This window comes from Bradyrhizobium sp. NAS80.1, assembly GCF_001908205.1.
In the GTDB taxonomy this organism is placed as follows: Bacteria; Pseudomonadota; Alphaproteobacteria; order Rhizobiales; family Xanthobacteraceae; genus Bradyrhizobium.
Map to the genome: position 1 here is coordinate 1 of NZ_LGHL01000158.1, position 16,775 is coordinate 16,775.

The 16,775-nt window shown below is 65.0% G+C and carries 14 protein-coding genes, 1 other RNA gene and 1 pseudogene; 7 read left to right on the forward strand and 9 right to left on the reverse strand.

Annotated features, from left to right (window positions below; all coding sequences use genetic code 11):
- From ruvB to AC629_RS31715, 4 genes are all read right to left on the reverse strand, one after another.
- Positions 1-663, reverse strand: a 663-nt coding sequence (gene ruvB / locus AC629_RS31700) for a Holliday junction branch migration DNA helicase RuvB (RefSeq protein WP_084808760.1), incomplete at its 3' end; no start/stop codon positions are given.
- Positions 660-1,277, reverse strand: a complete 618-nt coding sequence (gene ruvA / locus AC629_RS31705; RefSeq protein ID WP_084808761.1) for a Holliday junction branch migration protein RuvA — start codon at positions 1,275-1,277, stop codon at positions 660-662. The genes ruvA and ruvB, both read right to left, overlap by 4 nt.
- Before the next feature lie 240 nt (positions 1,278-1,517).
- The gene (ruvC, locus tag AC629_RS31710; protein ID WP_084808762.1) at positions 1,518-2,045 is read right to left on the reverse strand and encodes a crossover junction endodeoxyribonuclease RuvC; all 528 of its coding nucleotides are present in this window, start codon (positions 2,043-2,045) and stop codon (positions 1,518-1,520) included.
- 248 nt (positions 2,046-2,293) lie between these two features.
- Positions 2,294-3,040 (reverse strand): YebC/PmpR family DNA-binding transcriptional regulator, encoded by a 747-nt coding sequence (locus AC629_RS31715; protein WP_084808763.1) that lies wholly within the window; start codon positions 3,038-3,040, stop codon positions 2,294-2,296.
- 209 nt (positions 3,041-3,249) lie between these two features.
- On the opposite strand from AC629_RS31715, the pseudogene AC629_RS31720 reads away from it, so the two are divergent.
- From AC629_RS31720 to AC629_RS31735, 4 genes and pseudogenes are all read left to right on the forward strand, one after another.
- A pseudogene (locus AC629_RS31720) lies at positions 3,250-4,996 on the forward strand (methyl-accepting chemotaxis protein).
- A 376-nt stretch (positions 4,997-5,372) separates the two neighbouring features.
- On the forward strand, positions 5,373-5,837 hold the full coding sequence (locus AC629_RS31725; RefSeq protein WP_210419135.1) for a (2Fe-2S)-binding protein: 465 nt from the start codon (positions 5,373-5,375) through the stop codon (positions 5,835-5,837).
- Positions 5,838-5,845: 8 nt separating this feature from the next.
- On the forward strand, positions 5,846-8,023 hold the full coding sequence (locus AC629_RS31730) for a xanthine dehydrogenase family protein molybdopterin-binding subunit (RefSeq protein WP_084808794.1): 2,178 nt from the start codon (positions 5,846-5,848) through the stop codon (positions 8,021-8,023).
- Positions 8,020-9,363, forward strand: coding sequence for a c-type cytochrome (locus AC629_RS31735; RefSeq protein WP_084808764.1), 1,344 nt, complete (start codon positions 8,020-8,022; stop codon positions 9,361-9,363). Before AC629_RS31730 ends, AC629_RS31735 begins: the two co-directional genes overlap by 4 nt.
- A gap of 212 nt (positions 9,364-9,575) precedes the next feature.
- Here AC629_RS31735 and AC629_RS31740 read toward each other — a convergent pair whose 3' ends face one another.
- From AC629_RS31740 to AC629_RS31760, 5 genes are all read right to left on the reverse strand, one after another.
- Positions 9,576-10,400 (reverse strand): TIGR00282 family metallophosphoesterase, encoded by an 825-nt coding sequence (locus AC629_RS31740; protein WP_084808765.1) that lies wholly within the window; start codon positions 10,398-10,400, stop codon positions 9,576-9,578.
- Entirely contained in the window at positions 10,378-10,974 is a 597-nt protein-coding gene (locus AC629_RS31745) for a 5-formyltetrahydrofolate cyclo-ligase (RefSeq protein WP_084808766.1), read from the reverse strand. The genes AC629_RS31740 and AC629_RS31745 overlap by 23 nt, the downstream gene beginning before the upstream one ends.
- Before the next feature lie 68 nt (positions 10,975-11,042).
- Positions 11,043-11,203, reverse strand: a non-coding RNA gene (ssrS, locus tag AC629_RS31750) — 6S RNA.
- A 59-nt stretch (positions 11,204-11,262) separates the two neighbouring features.
- The gene (locus AC629_RS31755) at positions 11,263-11,646 is read right to left on the reverse strand and encodes a cell division protein ZapA (RefSeq protein ID WP_084808767.1); all 384 of its coding nucleotides are present in this window, start codon (positions 11,644-11,646) and stop codon (positions 11,263-11,265) included.
- A complete protein-coding gene (locus tag AC629_RS31760; protein WP_210419136.1) occupies positions 11,643-11,963 on the reverse strand; it encodes a DUF4164 domain-containing protein in 321 nt (106 codons plus the stop codon). Before AC629_RS31760 ends, AC629_RS31755 begins: the two co-directional genes overlap by 4 nt.
- A 276-nt stretch (positions 11,964-12,239) precedes the next feature.
- On the opposite strand from AC629_RS31760, the gene tkt reads away from it, so the two are divergent.
- From tkt to AC629_RS31775, 3 genes are all read left to right on the forward strand, one after another.
- Complete coding sequence (gene tkt, locus AC629_RS31765) at positions 12,240-14,234, forward strand: transketolase (RefSeq protein WP_283848210.1); 1,995 nt, start codon at positions 12,240-12,242, stop codon at positions 14,232-14,234.
- Positions 14,235-14,405: 171 nt separating this feature from the next.
- A complete protein-coding gene (gene gap / locus AC629_RS31770; RefSeq protein WP_084808769.1) occupies positions 14,406-15,413 on the forward strand; it encodes a type I glyceraldehyde-3-phosphate dehydrogenase in 1,008 nt (335 codons plus the stop codon).
- A 141-nt stretch (positions 15,414-15,554) separates the two neighbouring features.
- Positions 15,555-16,751, forward strand: coding sequence for a phosphoglycerate kinase (locus AC629_RS31775; protein WP_084808770.1), 1,197 nt, complete (start codon positions 15,555-15,557; stop codon positions 16,749-16,751).
- The last annotated feature ends 24 nt before the right edge of the window (positions 16,752-16,775 follow it).

Below are 16,775 nucleotides of genomic sequence, written 5' to 3' on the forward strand. Positions count from 1 at the left end.
CGGCGTGCCGCGGGCGCGGCGCGCGATCTCGTTGGCGCCGTCCGCGCTCATGCCGACATTGAGCACGCGCGCGCCGCGGCTGACGATGCTTTCGAGCTCCTCGATCGTGTAGAAATTGAGCCGGACCGGGATGCCGAAGCGGTCGCGCAAGGGATTGGTGAGAAGGCCGGCACGCGTGGTGGCGCCGACGAGGGTGAATTTCGAAAGCTCGATCTTCACCGAGCGTGCCGCCGGGCCCTCGCCGATGATGAGGTCGAGCTGAAAGTCCTCCATCGCGGGATAGAGCACCTCTTCCACTGCAGGGCTGAGGCGATGGATTTCGTCGATGAAGAGCACGTCGCGCTCTTCGAGATTGGTGAGCAGCGCGGCGAGATCGCCGGCCTTGGCGATCACCGGGCCCGATGTCGCGCGAAAGCCGACACCGAGCTCCTTGGCCACGATCTGCGCCAGCGTGGTCTTGCCGAGGCCGGGCGGGCCGACGAACAGCACGTGATCCAGCGCCTCGCCGCGCTTGCGCGCCGCCTCGATGAAAATCGAGAGATTCTTGCGCGCCTGCTGCTGGCCGACGAAGTCGGACAGCGATTGCGGGCGCAGCGCGGTATCGCCGACATCGTCGCTACGGCGTTCGGGCGAGAGCATGCGGCTGGCCTTGGGATCGCTCACTTCGCGAGCTCCTTCAGGCCGAGGCGAATGAGCTGCGCCGTCTCGGCGTTCTCACCGGCGCTGCGCGATGCCGTTGCGATGGCCGCCGCTGCCTGCGGCTGGCCGTAGCCGAGATTGACCAGCGCGGAGATCGCATCGGCAACGGGCCGCGGCGCGCGCTGGTCGTCGACGGCGCCGGCGAGATGCACGACGGCGGGGTCGACACTGGCAAAGGCCGGCGCCTTGTCCTTCAGCTCGGTGACGATGCGTTCGGCGACCTTGGGGCCGACGCCCGGCGTGCGCGACACCGCGGCCTTGTCGCGAAGCGCAATCGCGTTGGCGAGATCGGCCGGCGCCAGCGTGCCGAGCACCGCGAGCGCGACCTTGGCGCCGACGCCCTGCACGGTCTGGAGCAGGCGAAACCATTCGCGCTCCTGGTCGGTGCGGAAACCGAACAGCTTGATCTGGTCCTCGCGGACATAGGTCTCGATCGACAGCACGGCGGCTTCGCCCGTCGAGGGCAGATGCTGCAGCGTGCGCGAGGAGCAGTGCACCTGGTAGCCGACGCCGCCGACGTCGAGGATGACGAAATCCTCGCCGTAGGAATCGATCAGGCCCTTGAGCTTGCCGATCATCGCTGCGCGCCCACTGCTTGAAGGACGCACGGCAATGTCGGTGCGTTCCCTCCCCCCCTGTGGGGGAGGGTCAGGGAGGGGGGTGCCACACGGGGACTCTGTCGAAGGCGCGAGGACGGCGCGCCGAGCTTGTTGGCGACGGCAACACCGCCGCCGCGGCTACCCCTCTCCCCGCCCCTCCCCCGCAAGGGGGGAGGGAGCGCACCGTGCATGCGGCTCATATTTGTCTCACAATGCGCATTAGAGTCCCGCCACCTTCAGCCTGAGCGCCGTGCTCTGGCGGTGATGGGCGTGGGTGATGGCGATGGCGAGTGCGTCGGCGGCGTCCGCTGACGGCGGCTCGGCCTTGGGCAGCAAAATCTTCAGCATCATCGCGATCTGTTGCTTGTCGGCGTGACCGGCACCGACCACCGTCTTCTTGACCTGGTTCGGCGCGTATTCAGCGACCATGATGCCGAACATTGCGGGCGCCAGCATGGCGACGCCGCGGGCCTGTCCGAGCTTCAGCGTTGCAACGCCATCCTTGTTCACAAACGTCTGCTCGACCGCCGCCTCCATCGGCTTGTGGTCGGACAGGACAGCCGCGAGCCCTTCATGGATCCCGAGCAGGCGGCTCGACAGCGGCAGGTCGTCCGGCGGTTCCACCGAACCGCAGGCCACGTAGATCAGGCGATTGCCCTCAGCCTCGATCACGCCCCAGCCGGTGCGGCGCAGGCCGGGGTCGATGCCGATGATGCGAACGGGGCCACGAATCGGGAGCGCAGTCATGGGCCAGTGATAGCGGCTGGCTGCCGTGGGGGAAACAGAAACAGAACGGAAGTAACAGGGGAAGTGGATGATCTCGTGCCCCGGGCGCGGCGCAGCACCAAAAGCGTGTTCACGCGCGTCTGCGACGCGCTATGGTGGTGCGCCGCTGAACCGGGGCCCATGTTGTCGCCGGCATTCAAGGCACCGTGGGTTCCGGCTCTGCGCCGCAGCGTTTCGCACTGCGCCGCGTCCGGGACACGAGAGCGGCCTCAGCCGCCCATCTTCGCGACCAGCGCGTCCGATATCTCGAAATTGGCGTAGACGTTCTGGACGTCGTCATGCTCGTTGAGCAGGTCCATCAGCTTCAACAGCTTCTCGCCGGTCTCGTCGTCGACCGCCACCGTGTTCTGCGGCTTCCAGATCAGGGCGGCCTTGCGCGGCTCACCGAACTTGGCTTCGAGCGCCTTGGCGACGTCGCGATAGCCTTCGGTCGAGGCGTATATCTCGTGGCCACCTTCGCCGGAGATCACGTCGTCGGCGCCGGCCTCGATCGCGGCATCCAGCATTGCATCGTCGGAAGCGACGCTGCGGTCGTATTCGATGATGCCGGTGCGGTCGAACATGAAGGAGACCGAGCCGGTTTCGCCGAGATTGCCGCCCGACTTGGTGAAGAAGGAGCGGATGTCGGAGGCGGCGCGATTGCGATTGTCGGTCAGCGCCTCGACGATGACGGCGACGCCGCCGGGGCCGTAACCCTCGTAGCGGATCTCGTCATAATTCTCGCCCTCGCTGCCGAGCGCCTTCTTGATGGCGCGCTCGATATTGTCCTTCGGCATGTTCTCCTGGCGCGCGGCGATCACGGCGGCGCGCAGGCGCGGGTTCATGTTGGGGTCGGGCGTGCCCAGCTTGGCCGCGACGGTGATTTCCCGCGCCAGCTTGCCGAACAGCTTCGACTTCTGCGCATCCTGCCGCCCCTTGCGGTGCATGATGTTCTTGAATTGGGAATGTCCGGCCATGCGTGGTCTCTTGGTCTTTCGGGAATCGTCCGCCAGCGAGTATGGAAGCGCGGCGTTATAGGCCGCCAACCCATCGGAATGAAAGGATTCTCTCACAGTTTAAGGTAATATTGTAGGGTCACCCGCCCAAGAGTCAGGCATCGTTAACCCTGATTTCATTCCGAGTTGCGAAAATAGCGCCCGCCCATCCCCCGACAAGAGTTGACCCGATGGCGTTCGCATTATTTCGGAAGCGTCTGCCAGACATGCCTGCGCCCGCCGCGGCCCCGCAAGCGCAGTCGCCGGTCGATCCCGCACCAGCCCCGGCCACTGAGGGCGATTCCGCCCGTGAGATCCTGGAGCTGCTGGAGCTCGAGCTCGGGGGCGATGATCCGCCAGCTCGAGCGCGCCGCCAATTCGGTGGCTGGCGGTGCCGAGGCGACCGCGGCGACGCTTGCGGATATCCGCGAGCGCACCGACGCACTGACCGGACGCAGCAACGCCGCGCAGTCGACCGCATCCACTTTCGCTCGCGCCGCCGACAAGTTCACCCAGTCCGCGCAGGGCATCGGCACACAGGTTCGCGAGGCCGGCAAGCTTGCCGACGAGGCCAGCGCCGCGGCACAGGAAGCCCGTGCTAATGTCGACCGGCTGCGCGAGTCCTCTGCAGCCATCGGAAACGTCGTCAATCTGATCGCGCAGATCGCGCGGCAGACGACGCTGCTCGCGCTCAACTCGACCATCGAGGCCGCGCGCGCGGGCGCGGCCGGCAAAGGCTTTGCGGTCGTCGCCACTGAGGTGAAGGCGCTCGCGGTGCAGACCCAGGGCGCGACGGAGGAGATTTCGAGGAAGATCGACGCGCTTCAGCGCGATGCCGCCGGCTCGGCGGATGCGGTGCACCGCATTTCGCAGGCGATCGAGGCGATCCGCCCGGTGTTCGAGACTGTCAACGGCGCGGTCGCCGAGCAGAACGCCACCACGAGCGAAGTCTCCGGCAACGCCGCCAGCGCGTCGGAGTTCATCATCTCGGTCGGCGAGAGCGCGGCCGAGATCGATGCTGCGACCAAGGCCGCCGAGACCCATGGCGAGAATGTCGCGAGCGCCGGCAAGGCCGTCACCACCTTCGCACAGAAGCTAAAATCGCGCTGCGCGGTACTGCTCCGACAGAGCGAACACGACGCCCGCCGCAAGACCGAGCGATTGCCCTGCCAGCTCAAGTTCGAGTGCGTACGCGGATTCTTTCCGGTCTATGAGATCGCCATGGACGGCGTGCTGATCGGCGGCGCGGATGCGGCGAAGCTTCTCCCGCAGACGGTGATCGACGGCACGCTCGAAGGCGTCGGCGTTTGCCGCCTGCGCGTGACCGAGCAGTCCAAAGCGGGCGCCCGCGCGCAGTTCGTCAATCCCAATGCCCAGCTCAGCGAGAAGATCGAAGACAGGCTGTGGTCGATCCATGAAGAGAACGCGGAGTTCGTCACCCGTGCCATGGAGGCCGGCAATGTGCTGACCAGGATCTTCGAACAGGCGGTTGCACGCGGCGACGTCAAGATCGATGACCTCTTCGACACCGATTACGTCGAGATCGCTGGCACCACTCCGCAGCAATACCGCACCAGATATCTGGACTGGGCCGATCGCACGCTGCCGCTCTTCCAGGAAGCATTTCTTGCCAGGGACCAGCGCATGGCGTTCTGCGCCATGGTCGACCGCAACGGCTTCCTGCCGGTGCACAACAAGATCTACTCGCATGCGCAGCGGCCGGGCGATACCGCCTGGAACACCGCCAACAGCCGCAACCGGCGGATCTTCAATGATCCGGCGGGATTAGCAGCAGCGCAAAACCTGCGCTCGTACCTGGTCCAGAGCTATGCGCGCGACATGGGCAACGGCAACACCGTGATGATGCGCGAGATCGACGTCCCGATCCGCGTGCAGGGCCGGCACTGGGGCGGATTCCGCACGGCTTACAAACTCTAGAGCCTGGCCCGAAAGAGTGTGCAGGGCTGACAGCCGTCGCGTTTCTCATCGCGCGACGATCGCCGTCGTCCGACTTTCGCAATCGCACGAGTTTCGTCATCGCATGGTTTTACGCAATCGCACGATCATCTGCGATGCGCGACGGCGCGTATGAAGAAAATACGTCAGAAAATGACGATTATCATATCAATTAGTCTAAAACCGCAGCAACGATTGCCGCACAAATTCGTGAACGTCATGGCCTGATGCGCTGGGCGCGCAAATATACGCCGCGAAGAATTTCGATGCTTCATCGTTTCGCATCGGTATGATCATGGTCACACGGACATTCGCCGACCTGATCGCCGTAAGCGATCCATCGAGCAAGGGGATGCATATGGCAACGACTCTAACCATCAACGGCGAGACAAAGTCCTTCGACGCGCCACCTGAAATGCCGCTGCTGTGGGTGCTGCGCGACATCCTCGGCATGACCGGCACCAAGTTCGGCTGCGGCATCGCGCAATGCGGCGCGTGCACGGTGCATGTCGATGGCAAGGCGGTGCGCTCCTGCGTTCTGCCGGTCAGCGCGGTCGAGAACCGCGCCATCACCACCATTGAGCATGTCGGCAACACGCCATCGGGCGCGAAGGTGCAGAAAGCCTGGCTCGATCTCGAAGTGATCCAGTGCGGTTATTGCCAGTCCGGCCAGATCATGGCGGCCGCTGCACTGCTGGCCGCGACGCCCAACCCCGACGATTCCGACATCGACGCTGCAATGGCCGGCAACATCTGCCGCTGCGGCACTTATGTGCGCATCCGCGAGGCCATCAAGCAGGCCGCCAACGGCCGTCAGTCGTGAGGTCCGCCATGATTATCGACAAGACTCTTCCCGGCGTATCCCGCCGCTCCCTTCTGACCGGCGGGCTCGCGACCGGCTTCCTGCTCGCCTTCCACCTGCCGCTGCGCGCTGCGATCAACGAGCCGGTGCAGCCGCGCGATACGACGGACGGCAGGTTTGCGCCCAACGCCTTCATCCGCATCGACGAGACGGGCCGCACCGTCCTGATCATGCCGCAGGTCGAGATGGGCCAGGGCACCTACACGTCGATCTCTGCGGTGCTCGCCGAAGAGCTCGACGCCGACTGGAGCAAGGTCGAGGTGCAGCACGCGCCGCCCAACGACAAGTTTTACGGCAATCCGACCTTCGGCCTCCAGGTGACCGGCAACTCCAACTCGATCCGCGCCTGGTGGATGCCGCTGCGCAAGGCGGGTGCCACGGCGCGCGCAATGCTGGTTCAGGCGGCTGCCAGCCGATGGGGCGTCGAACCGGCGAGCTGCACGGCCTCGAAGGGCGAGGTCGCGCATGCCGCAAGCGGCCGCAAGCTCGGCTATGGCGCGCTGGCGCTCGCCGCGCAGGCCCAGACGCCGCCGAAGGACGCTGCGGTCAAGGACCCCAAGGACTTCGTCATCATCGGCCAACCCCTGAAGCGGCTCGACACGCCGGACAAGGTCAACGGCAAGGCGATCTACGGCATCGACGCGATCCTGCCCGGCATGAAGTTCGCGACCGTCGCCGCCTGCCCCGTGTTCGGCGGCAAGGTCGGCAAGGTCGATGACACCGCCGCGCTGAAACTCCCCGGCGTGCGCAAGGTCGTCGTGCTCGACGACATGGTCGCCGTGATCGGCGATCACATGTGGGCGGCGAAGAAGGGCCTCGAAGCGCTCAAGATCGAGTGGAACGAGGGACCGAACGCTGAGATCACCACCAAGGACATCTGGCAGGATCTGCAAAAGGCCAGCGAGAAGGACGGCGCGGTCGCGAAATCCGACGGCGACATCGCCAAGGCTCTGGCGAGCGGCGACAAGTTCGAGGCGGCCTACGAGCTGCCGTTCCTGGCGCATGCCTCGATGGAGCCGATCAACGCCACCGTGCACGTCAAACCCGACTCCTGCGAGATCTGGACCGGCACACAGATCATGACGCGCGTGCAGTCCGAGGCGGCGAAGGCTGCCGGCCTTCCCGTCGACAAGGTGATCGTCAACAACCACCTGCTCGGCGGCGGCTTCGGCCGCAAGCTCGAACCGGACATGGTGATTGCGGCGGTGAAGATCGCCAAGCAGGTCGACTATCCCGTGAAGGTGGTGTGGACCCGCGAGGAAGACATCCAGCACGACGTCTATCGACCGGTCTATCGCGACCAGATCACCGCATCGCTGGTCGACGGCAAGGTCGCGGCCTGGAAATACAAGGTTGCGGGCTCGGCGATCCTGGCGCGCTGGCTGCCGCCGGCGTTCCAGAAGGGCATCGACATCGATGCAGTCGACGCCGCGGTCGATGCGCCCTACGACTTCGCGAATTTCCACGTCGAATATGTCCGAGCCGAACCGCCGGCGGTGCCGACCGGCTTCTGGCGCGGCGTCGGACCGAACAACAACGTGTTCGCGGTCGAATGCGCGATGGACGAGCTCGCGCGCAAGGCCGGCAAGGACCCGATCGAATTCCGAAGGTCCATGCTCACGAAGAACCCACGCATGCTCGCCGTGCTCAACCTCGCCGCCGAAAAATCCGGCTGGGGTCAGCCGCTACGGGCGCGCGTCGGCCGCGGCGTCTGTGTGCAGCCGTCATTCGCGAGCTTCATCGCGACCGTGGTGGAGGCCGAGATCGACGACGTCGGCGAGATCGCGCTCCGCCGGGTCACCTCGGTGGTCGACACCGGCATTGCGGTCAACCCTGATACGGTGAAGGCACAGATCGAGGGCGGCCTGATCTTCGGTCTCACCGCCGCGCTCTATGGCGAAATCACCATCGACAAGGGCCGCGTGCAGCAGTCGAACTTCCACGACTACCGCATGATGCGCATCAACGAGACGCCGAAGATCGAGGTCATCGTGGTCAAGAGCGGCGAGGCGCCCGGCGGCATTGGTGAGGCCGGCGTCAACGCTGGACCGCCGGCCCTGCGCAACGCGATCCTTGCTGCTACCGGCGTGACGCTGCGTCGCCTGCCGATCGATCGAAAACTCCTGGCTGTGGGGAAGAAGGCATGAGCAGGAAAATGCGTATCCTCGCAAGCCTGGTCGTGATCGCCATCGTGGTGGTGGCGCTCGGTGTCTGGATCATCCGCGGGCCCAGCCCGCTCGACTTCGCCGGTGGCACGAAAGTGGCGCTGGCGGATTATCGCGCCGGCAAGCCGACGGGTGTGCCGGCGAAACTCGAAAAGGCTGGCATTGTCGAACGCGGCGAGTATCTGGCGAAGGCCGCCGACTGCATGGTCTGCCACACCAAGCCGGGCGAGAAGGAGTATTCTGGCGGGCTCGGCTTCAAGCTTCCGTTCGGCACGCTCTATTCGACCAACATCACGCCGGACAAGGAAACCGGCATCGGCAATTACAGCGACCAAGACTTCCTCAACGCAGTCCAGCATGGCAAGCGTCATGACGGCGCGCGACTCTATCCGGCGATGCCGTATACGTCCTACACCTACATGACCGACGAGGACGTTCTGGCGGTCAAGGCCTATCTGTTCAGTCTGCCGGCGGTTCGCGCGAAGGCGCCGGAGAACACGCTGTCATTCCCGTTCAACCAGCGCTGGGCAATGATCTTCTGGTCGGCCGTGTTCAATCCGGATACGCGCTTTACGCCTGATAGTTCGAAGAGCCCGGAATGGAATCGCGGCGCCTATCTCGCCGAAGCTCTCGCGCATTGCGGCGAGTGCCACACGCCGCGCAATCTCGGCTTTGCGCTCGACAACCGCAAGAAGTTCGGCGGCGCGATCACCGCCGGGTGGCGCACCTTCAACATCTCCTCCGACAAGGCGACGGGCCTCGGCAACTGGCGTGATGAGGATCTGATCTCCTATCTCTCGCTCGGCCACGCGCCGGGCCACGGCTCGGCCTCGGGTCCGATGGGTGAAGCGGTCGATCACAGCTTCAGCCAGTTCGCCCCCGAAGACATCCGCTCGATCGTCGTTTATTTGCGCAGCGTGCCGCCAGTGCTCTCGCCCGACCTGCCTGCAACCACGGCCCCCGTCGCACCCGCCTCGCATAGGGACGGCGTCACGGCGGATGCGCGCGGCAAGAAGGTGTTCGCCAGCGCCTGTGCCAGCTGCCATGGCTGGAGCGGCGAAAGCCCGGTCTCGCCGATGGCGACGCTGACCGGTACCTGGGCGGTCAACGACCCCGCCGCCACCAACGTCGCGCAGATCGTGCTGTCAGGCACCAAGCGCCACACGCCCGACGGCGCTCTCTCGATGCCGGCGTTCGGCAATGCCTACACCGACGACGAGATCGCGGCGGTGGCGAACTACGTGACGGCGCGGTTCGGCACGAAGGGCTCGAAGCTGACGGCGAAGGACGTGGCGGAGCTGCGGGAGCAGACGGCGGAGTAAGTGTCGCAGCGCTATTTGCGGCGAGATTGATGCGCGACCGCGCGCGTCAAGCTCAACTGTCGTCCCGGACAAGCGAAGCGCAGATCTGGGACTCATAACCACAGGGAGCGGTTTGACGAAGACTCGCGGTTACCAACGTCGCACCCCACTGCTCCCTGGGGTTGATGGGTCCCGCTTTCGCGGGGACGACACTGAATGTGCCGCCTGAGACTTCAGCTCAACCAGAACTTCGGCGTCGTCGGCTCGAGCCGTCCACCCACGCGCACCGGCGCGATGCGTAGCGCGAGGCCCGTCGCGTCGTCCGTTTCCACGGCAACGCCGCTCAGCGTCGCAACGCCGGCCGCAGGCTCGAAGCGGCCCGAGGGAATCCCCGACGTGAACCTGCGCAGCGGTTCTTCCTTCTGCATGCCGATGATGGAGTCGTAGTCGCCGGTCATGCCGGCGTCGGTCATGTAGGCGGTGCCGCCGGAGAGGATCTGGTGGTCGGCGGTCGGCACATGCGTATGCGTGCCGACGACGAGGCTGGCACGGCCGTCGCAGAAGAAGCCGATGCCCTGCTTCTCGCTGCTCGCCTCGCAATGAAAATCGACGACGATCGCATCGGCGGCAACGCCGAGCGGACAGGCACCGAGCTCGCGCTCCAGCGCGGCAAAGGGATCGTCGAACGGGGTCATGAAGACGCGGCCGAGCGCGTTGACGACGAGCGCATGCTTGCCGTTCTTGGTCTCGACCAGCGCAGCACCACGGCCGGGCGTACCGCGCGGATAATTCGCCGGCCGCACCAGGCGCTCCGCGCGCTCGATGAACACCAGGGCCTCACGCTGGTCCCAGGAGTGATTGCCGAGCGTCACCGCGTCGGCGCCGGCATCGAGAAACTCCTGATAGATCGCCTCAGTGATGCCGAAGCCGCCGGCGGAATTCTCGCCGTTGACGACGACGAAATCGAGTGACCAGTCCTTGACCATACCGGGCAGATATTCGGCGATGGCGTTGCGCCCCGCACGACCGACGACATCACCCACGAAGAGAATTCGCAACTTCAGAACTCCGGAAATCGAACACGTCCGACTCCGTTAGCACATAATCCAGGGCGACATCGTGCGATAGTGCCGGAACCGCCTTGATCTCCTGCGCGGCAAAAGCGAGCCCAATGCCGACGATGTGCTTCGCTTTCCGCAAATGCGCGAAGGTGAAGTCGTAGTGGCCGGCGCCATAGCCGATGCGATGGCCGAGACGGTCAAAGGCCGCAAGTGGCGTCAGCATGATGTCGGGAACGACTTCGGCGGCGGCCGGCGACGGCTCGGGAATGCCGAGCGGGCCGAGCATCAAGCGGTCGTTCGGATGAAAGATGCGGAAAATCAGCGACTGGCCGCGCGCAGTGACGCAGGGCAGCGCGAGCTTTGCGCCCACCTCGGCGAGCTTCGTCATCAGCGGCATCGGATCGATTTCGCTGCGGATCGGCGAATAGCCGGAGACGATGCTGCCGGGCAGCAGCTCGAACGGCAGTCCGCGCTTGGCGAGCTTGGCGGCGGCAGCCGTACGCTTCTTCTCGCTGAGTGCATCACGCGCCGCCAGGGCTTTGGCGCGGAGTTCGGCTTTCGAATTGGGCATGCGCTGGGTCCCCCAACCGCCGCAGTCTGACGCGCTAATTCGACAGGCACAAACCAAGCAGACAAAAGTGCGAAGCCGCGGACGCCGTTGAAGCACTCGATCCCGGAGTTCCCTACGAAAGTAGGTGGGCACCATATGTCCGGGCCCACGGGCCCGGCCAGGGACAGTTCCCTAAAGGATCGATAAGGCCCCGGGGATATATGGCTCCTGACGCGCGCCGCAGCTTCGCCCGCGCAATCTAACAACGATACTGACGAATCGCCAGCCCGGCGGGCAATCCGCCTCCAATCAGCCGATCGCAATCCCGTTGCCGACGGTCCGGTTCAGGACATGGGTCGACTTCTCGATGCGCTCGGCCGCGGCGTTCAGAGCGTTCACCACCGCGGTCTGGGTCAGCCGGGCGCGCTCGACGGCGGCGTTGCGGAAATCCCGCAGCTCGCTCAATTCCTGCTCCATGGTGCGGAGACGATTGCCGGCATCGACCAGCTCGTCGCATACGGTCAGCGCCGCCATCACGGTGAGCCGTGCATCGCCGATCTCGCCGAATTTCCCGCGCAGCGATTGAATCCGCGTCTCCAGGCTTTCAGCGAGCTTCAGCAGCCGTACCTCCTGGCCCTCCTCGCAGGCCATGCGGTATTGCCGGGCGTTGATGGTGACGTTGATGTGGCTCATCCATCCTCTCCGGTATCGAGCACTGAGCGTATCGTGACGATTGCGGAATCAAGCCGGTCGGAGATCTCGCGATTAGTCCGCTCGAGCTTGCGCGCCTTCACCAGCGCGCCGTCGAGCTCGTCGGCAAGCCGCGAACGATCCGCGCCCAGCGCCTGTATCCGCGCCGCAAGCTCGTTCTCGTCGCGATCGGCATCGCGCCGCCGCTCGACCGCGCTTTCGAGCGCGTCGAGTGCCGCCATGAGCCTGCGCGTCGCGATCTCGATCTCGGCGGCGGAGGACTCCGTCATGGCAGAGCTGTTGGAAACGCGATCGTTCATCTAGTCAGCGGCGGAACCTTTGGCCTTTTCCCCGGGGGCTTGCCGTCCGGCAAAAGACTCGGTTCGGCAAGCGGTTAGAAGCAGAAATTTACGTGGCAAGCTAGCCAAGCGCAACGCCGCCGCGAAACTATGCACCGCTAAGCAACTTTTACGGCGAAACCGACGTTTGATTGCCTTGGACTCCCGGAACCGAGGTGCTATCCCAGCCCCGACCTTCAGTGGCCGCCAAGCTCCCCCACGCGGCCGCATCTCCGCCAAGCGCCTCATTTCAGACGGATTTCAGACATGACGCAAGTCGATCACACCCGTATGGCCAACGCGATCCGTGGCCTCTCGATGGATGCTGTCGAGAAGGCGAAATCGGGCCATCCCGGCCTGCCCATGGGCGCCGCCGACATCGCCACGGTGCTGTTCACGCAATTCCTGAAATTCGATGCCGCCGCGCCCGCCTGGCCCGACCGCGACCGCTTCGTGCTCTCGGCTGGCCACGGTTCGATGCTGCTCTATTCGCTGCTGTATCTGACCGGCAATGCCGAGATGACGCTGGATCAGCTCAAGCAGTTCCGCCAGCTCGGCGGGTTGACGCCGGGACACCCCGAAAACTTCCACACCAAGGGCATCGAGACCACGACCGGTCCGCTCGGCCAGGGCATCTCGACCGCGGTCGGCATGGCGTTGGCGGAAAAGATGCTGGCCGCAGAGTTCGGCAAGAAGATCGTCGACCACCACACCTTCGTGCTCGCCTCCGATGGCGACCTGATGGAAGGCGTGTCGCAGGAAGCGATCGCGATGGCCGGGCACTGGAAGCTCAACAAGATGATCGTCCTCTACGACGACAACGGCATCTCGATTGACGGTCCGACCTCGATCGCCGATTCCGTCGACCAGGTGAAGCGCTTCAAGTCCGCGGGCTGGGCCGCCGAGAAGATCGATGGCCACGATCAGGCCGCGATCGCCGCCGCCATCACGCGCGCGAAGAAGTCCAACAAGCCGACGCTGATCGCCTGCCGCACCACCATCGGCTTCGGCGCGCCGCACAAGGCCGGCACCGCGAAGGCGCACGGCGAGGCGCTCGGCGCCGACGAGCTCAAGGCCGCCAAGGAAAATCTCGGCATTTCGCTCGAGCCGTTCTCGGTACCTGATGACGTGCTGAAGGCCTGGCGCGCAGCCGGCTCGCGCGGCGCAGCTGCACGTCAGGAATGGGAGGGCCGGCTCGGTGAGCTCGGCAGCCGCAAGCGCGCCGAGTTCGAGCGCCGCCTGCGTCACGAGCGTCCGGCCTCGCTCGCGAAGGCGGTGCGCGCGCACAAGAAGGAGCTGCTGGAAAAGCCGATGACTGCGGCAACCCGCAAATCCTCGGAGGCCGTGATCGAAGTCATTGCCGGCGCGATGCCGATGGAATTCCTGGCAGGCTCAGCGGACCTCACCGGCTCCAACAACAACAAGGCGAAGTCGGCGACCGCCTTCTCTGCCAAGACGCCGAAGGGCCGCTTCATTCACTACGGCATCCGCGAGCACGGCATGGCCGCCGCGATGAACGGCATCTTCCTGCACGGTGGTTTCGCACCGAACGGCGCGACCTTCCTGGTGTTCACCGATTATGCGCGGCCTGCGATGCGCCTCGCCGCCTTGATGGGCGCCGGTGTCATCTACGTGATGACGCACGATTCCATCGGCCTCGGCGAAGACGGCCCAACCCACCAGCCGGTCGAGCATCTCGCAGCCCTTCGCGCCATCCCGAACATGCGCGTGTTCCGTCCCTGCGATTCCATCGAGGTCGCCGAATGCTGGGAGCTCGCGCTCAACCGCATCGACGGACCGACCGTGCTGGCGCTGACGCGGCAGAACCTGCCGCAGCTCCGCACCACCGCGCCGAACGACAATCCCTGCCAGCATGGCGCGTACGAGCTGGTCGCCGCGCAAGGCGAGGCCAAGGTGGCGCTGTTCGCCTCCGGCTCCGAAGTCGAGATCGCGGTTGCCGCCCAGAAGCAGCTCGCCGAGCGCGGCATCGCGTCGCGGGTGGTTTCGGTGCCCTCGCTCGAGCTCTTGTTAGCGCAACCAGAGGCCAAGCGCGCCGAGATCATCGGCAACGCGCCGGTGAAGGTCGCGATCGAGGCCGCAGTGCGCTGGGGCTGGGATGCCGTGATCGGCCAGGATGGCGAATTCATTGGCATGCATTCCTTCGGCGCCAGCGCCCCTGCGAAGGACCTTTTCAAGCATTTCGGCATTACCGCCGAGGCTGCGGTTAACGCTGTGCTGAAGCGCGTTTCCTGAGAGTTGAGCTTGCCAAAAAAAAAGGACTACGTAACGTCGCATATGATCAAGCACCGCCCGGCCGAACCGGGCGTCCGCCCTAAAAAATCCCTCGCATGCGCGCCAAGCGCGTTGTGCGGGATGATTAGGCGTTATCGAACACGTCATTGAACGGTCATAAGGAGACGAAACATGGCAGTCCGCGTCGCAATTAACGGTTTTGGCCGCATCGGTCGCAACGTCCTGCGGGCTATCGCCGAGTCTGGCCGCAAGGATATCGAGGTCGTCGGCATCAACGACCTTGGCCCGGTCGAGACCAACGCCCATCTCCTTCGCTTCGACTCGGTCCACGGCCGTTTCCCCGGCACCGTGACCGTCGATGGTGACTCGATCAGCCTCGGCGGCGGCAAGATCAAGGTGACCGCCGAGCGTGATCCCTCGAATCTCCCCTGGAAGGATCTCGGCGTCGACATCGCGCTGGAATGCACCGGCATCTTCACCTCGAAGGACAAGGCCTCCGCGCATCTGACCGCCGGCGCCAAGCGCGTGCTGGTCTCCGCGCCCGCCGACGGCGCCGACGCCACCATCGTCTACGGCGTCAACCATGACACGCTGACCAAGGATCATCTGGTCGTCTCCAACGGCTCCTGCACGACGAACTGCCTCGCGCCGGTCGCCAAGGTGCTGAACGACCTCGTCGGCATCGAGACCGGCTTCATGACCACGATCCACGCCTATACCGGCGACCAGCCGACGCTGGACACGCTGCACAAGGATCTCTACCGCGGCCGCGCGGCTGCGATGTCGATGATCCCGACCTCGACCGGTGCCGCGAAGGCGATCGGCCTCGTGCTACCCGAGCTGAAGGGCAAGCTCGACGGCGTCGCGATCCGCGTGCCGACCCCGAACGTCTCGGTCGTCGACCTCAAGATCGTCGCCAAGCGCGCCACCGACGCCAAGGAAATCAACGCGGCGATGAAGCGCGCCTCCGAGCAGCAGCTCAAGGGCGTCCTCGGCTACACTTCAGCGCCGAATGTCTCGATCGACTTCAACCACGATCCGCACTCCTCGACGTTCCACGAAGACCAGACCAAGGTGCAGAACGGCACGCTGGTGCGCGTGATGTCCTGGTATGATAACGAGTGGGGCTTCTCGAACCGCATGGCTGACACCGCCGTCGCAATGGCGAAGGTGATCTAAGCCAAGGTCTCGTGTCCCGGACGCGGCGCAGCGTGTCTTCACGGTGCGCCGCAGAGCCGGGACCCATATTCCTGCGTAGGTTCCGGTTCTGCAGCACACTGCTTTGCGCTGCGCAGCGCCCGGGACAAGAGAGAATGTCCGATGACCAACAAATTCCGCACCCTCGACGACGTCGACGTGAAGGGCAAGCGCGTCCTGCTGCGCGTCGATCTGAATGTGCCCATGGAGAACGGGCGCGTCACGGACGCAACACGGCTCGAGCGCGTCGCACCGACCATCACCGAGCTCGCCGACAAAGGCGGTAAGGTCATCCTGCTCGCACATTTCGGCCGCCCCAAGGGACGCGACCCCAAGGAGTCGCTCAAGCCTGTCGCTGAAGCGCTGTCGAAGGTCGTGAACAAGCCCGTCGGCTTCGCCGACGATTGCATCGGCGAGCCCGCAGCCAACGCCGTCGCCGGCTTGAAGGACGGCGACATCCTGTGCCTGGAAAACACCCGCTTCCACAAGGAAGAGGAAAAGAACGATCCCGCCTTCATCGCGGAATTGGCGAAACTCGGCGACATCTGGGTCAATGACGCGTTCTCGGCCGCACACCGCGCCCACGCCTCGACCGAGGGCCTCGGCCACACGCTGCCGGCCTATGCCGGCCGCACCATGCAGGCCGAGCTCGATGCGCTGGAGAAGGCGCTGGGTTCACCGACCAAGCCCGTCATCGCGATCATCGGCGGTGCCAAGGTCTCGACCAAGATCGACTTGCTCGAAAACCTCGTTAACAAGGTCGATGCGCTGGTGATCGGCGGCGGCATGGCCAACACCTTCCTGCACGCCAAGGGCGTTGCGGTCGGCAAGTCGCTGGCCGAGAAGGATCTCGCACCAACCGCGCTGCGCATCATGGAGAAGGCGGAAGCCGCCAACTGCGCGATCATCCTGCCGGTCGACGCCACCGTTGCCTATCATTTCGCCGCCAACGCGCCGTCGCACGCCTACGGTCTCGACGCGATCCCGGCCGACGGCATGATCCTCGACGTCGGTCCGCAATCGGTCGCGCGCGTCCATGCCGCGATCGATGACGCGGCGACCCTGGTCTGGAACGGACCGCTCGGCGCCTTCGAGATGCAGCCCTTCGACCGCGGCACAGTCGCGGCCGCCAAGCATGCCGCCGAACGCACCAAGGCGAAAAAGCTGATCTCGATCGCGGGCGGTGGCGACACCGTCGCGGCCCTCAACCAGGCCAATGTGGCCGGTGACTTCACCTATGTCTCGACTGCCGGTGGCGCATTTCTTGAATGGATGGAAGGCAAGCCCCTGCCCGGCGTCGAGGTTTTGCGCGTCAGTTAAGTTCAAGTCGACGAGTAGTTAGCG

Bases quoted from the DNA above. Each gene is read 5' to 3' on its own strand.
- ruvA (WP_084808761.1), bottom strand. From the start codon at position 1,277: ATGATCGGCAAGCTCAAGGGCCTGATCGATTCCTACGGCGAGGATTTC.
- ruvC (WP_084808762.1), bottom strand. From the start codon at position 2,045: ATGACTGCGCTCCCGATTCGTGGCCCCGTTCGCATCATCGGCATCGAC.
- AC629_RS31715 (WP_084808763.1), bottom strand. From the start codon at position 3,040: ATGGCCGGACATTCCCAATTCAAGAACATCATGCACCGCAAGGGGCGG.
- AC629_RS31725 (WP_210419135.1), top strand. From the start codon at position 5,373: ATGGCAACGACTCTAACCATCAACGGCGAGACAAAGTCCTTCGACGCG.
- AC629_RS31730 (WP_084808794.1), top strand. From the start codon at position 5,846: ATGATTATCGACAAGACTCTTCCCGGCGTATCCCGCCGCTCCCTTCTG.
- AC629_RS31735 (WP_084808764.1), top strand. From the start codon at position 8,020: ATGAGCAGGAAAATGCGTATCCTCGCAAGCCTGGTCGTGATCGCCATC.
- AC629_RS31745 (WP_084808766.1), bottom strand. From the start codon at position 10,974: ATGCCCAATTCGAAAGCCGAACTCCGCGCCAAAGCCCTGGCGGCGCGT.
- AC629_RS31755 (WP_084808767.1), bottom strand. From the start codon at position 11,646: ATGAGCCACATCAACGTCACCATCAACGCCCGGCAATACCGCATGGCC.
- AC629_RS31760 (WP_210419136.1), bottom strand. From the start codon at position 11,963: ATGAACGATCGCGTTTCCAACAGCTCTGCCATGACGGAGTCCTCCGCC.
- gap (WP_084808769.1), top strand. From the start codon at position 14,406: ATGGCAGTCCGCGTCGCAATTAACGGTTTTGGCCGCATCGGTCGCAAC.
- AC629_RS31775 (WP_084808770.1), top strand. From the start codon at position 15,555: ATGACCAACAAATTCCGCACCCTCGACGACGTCGACGTGAAGGGCAAG.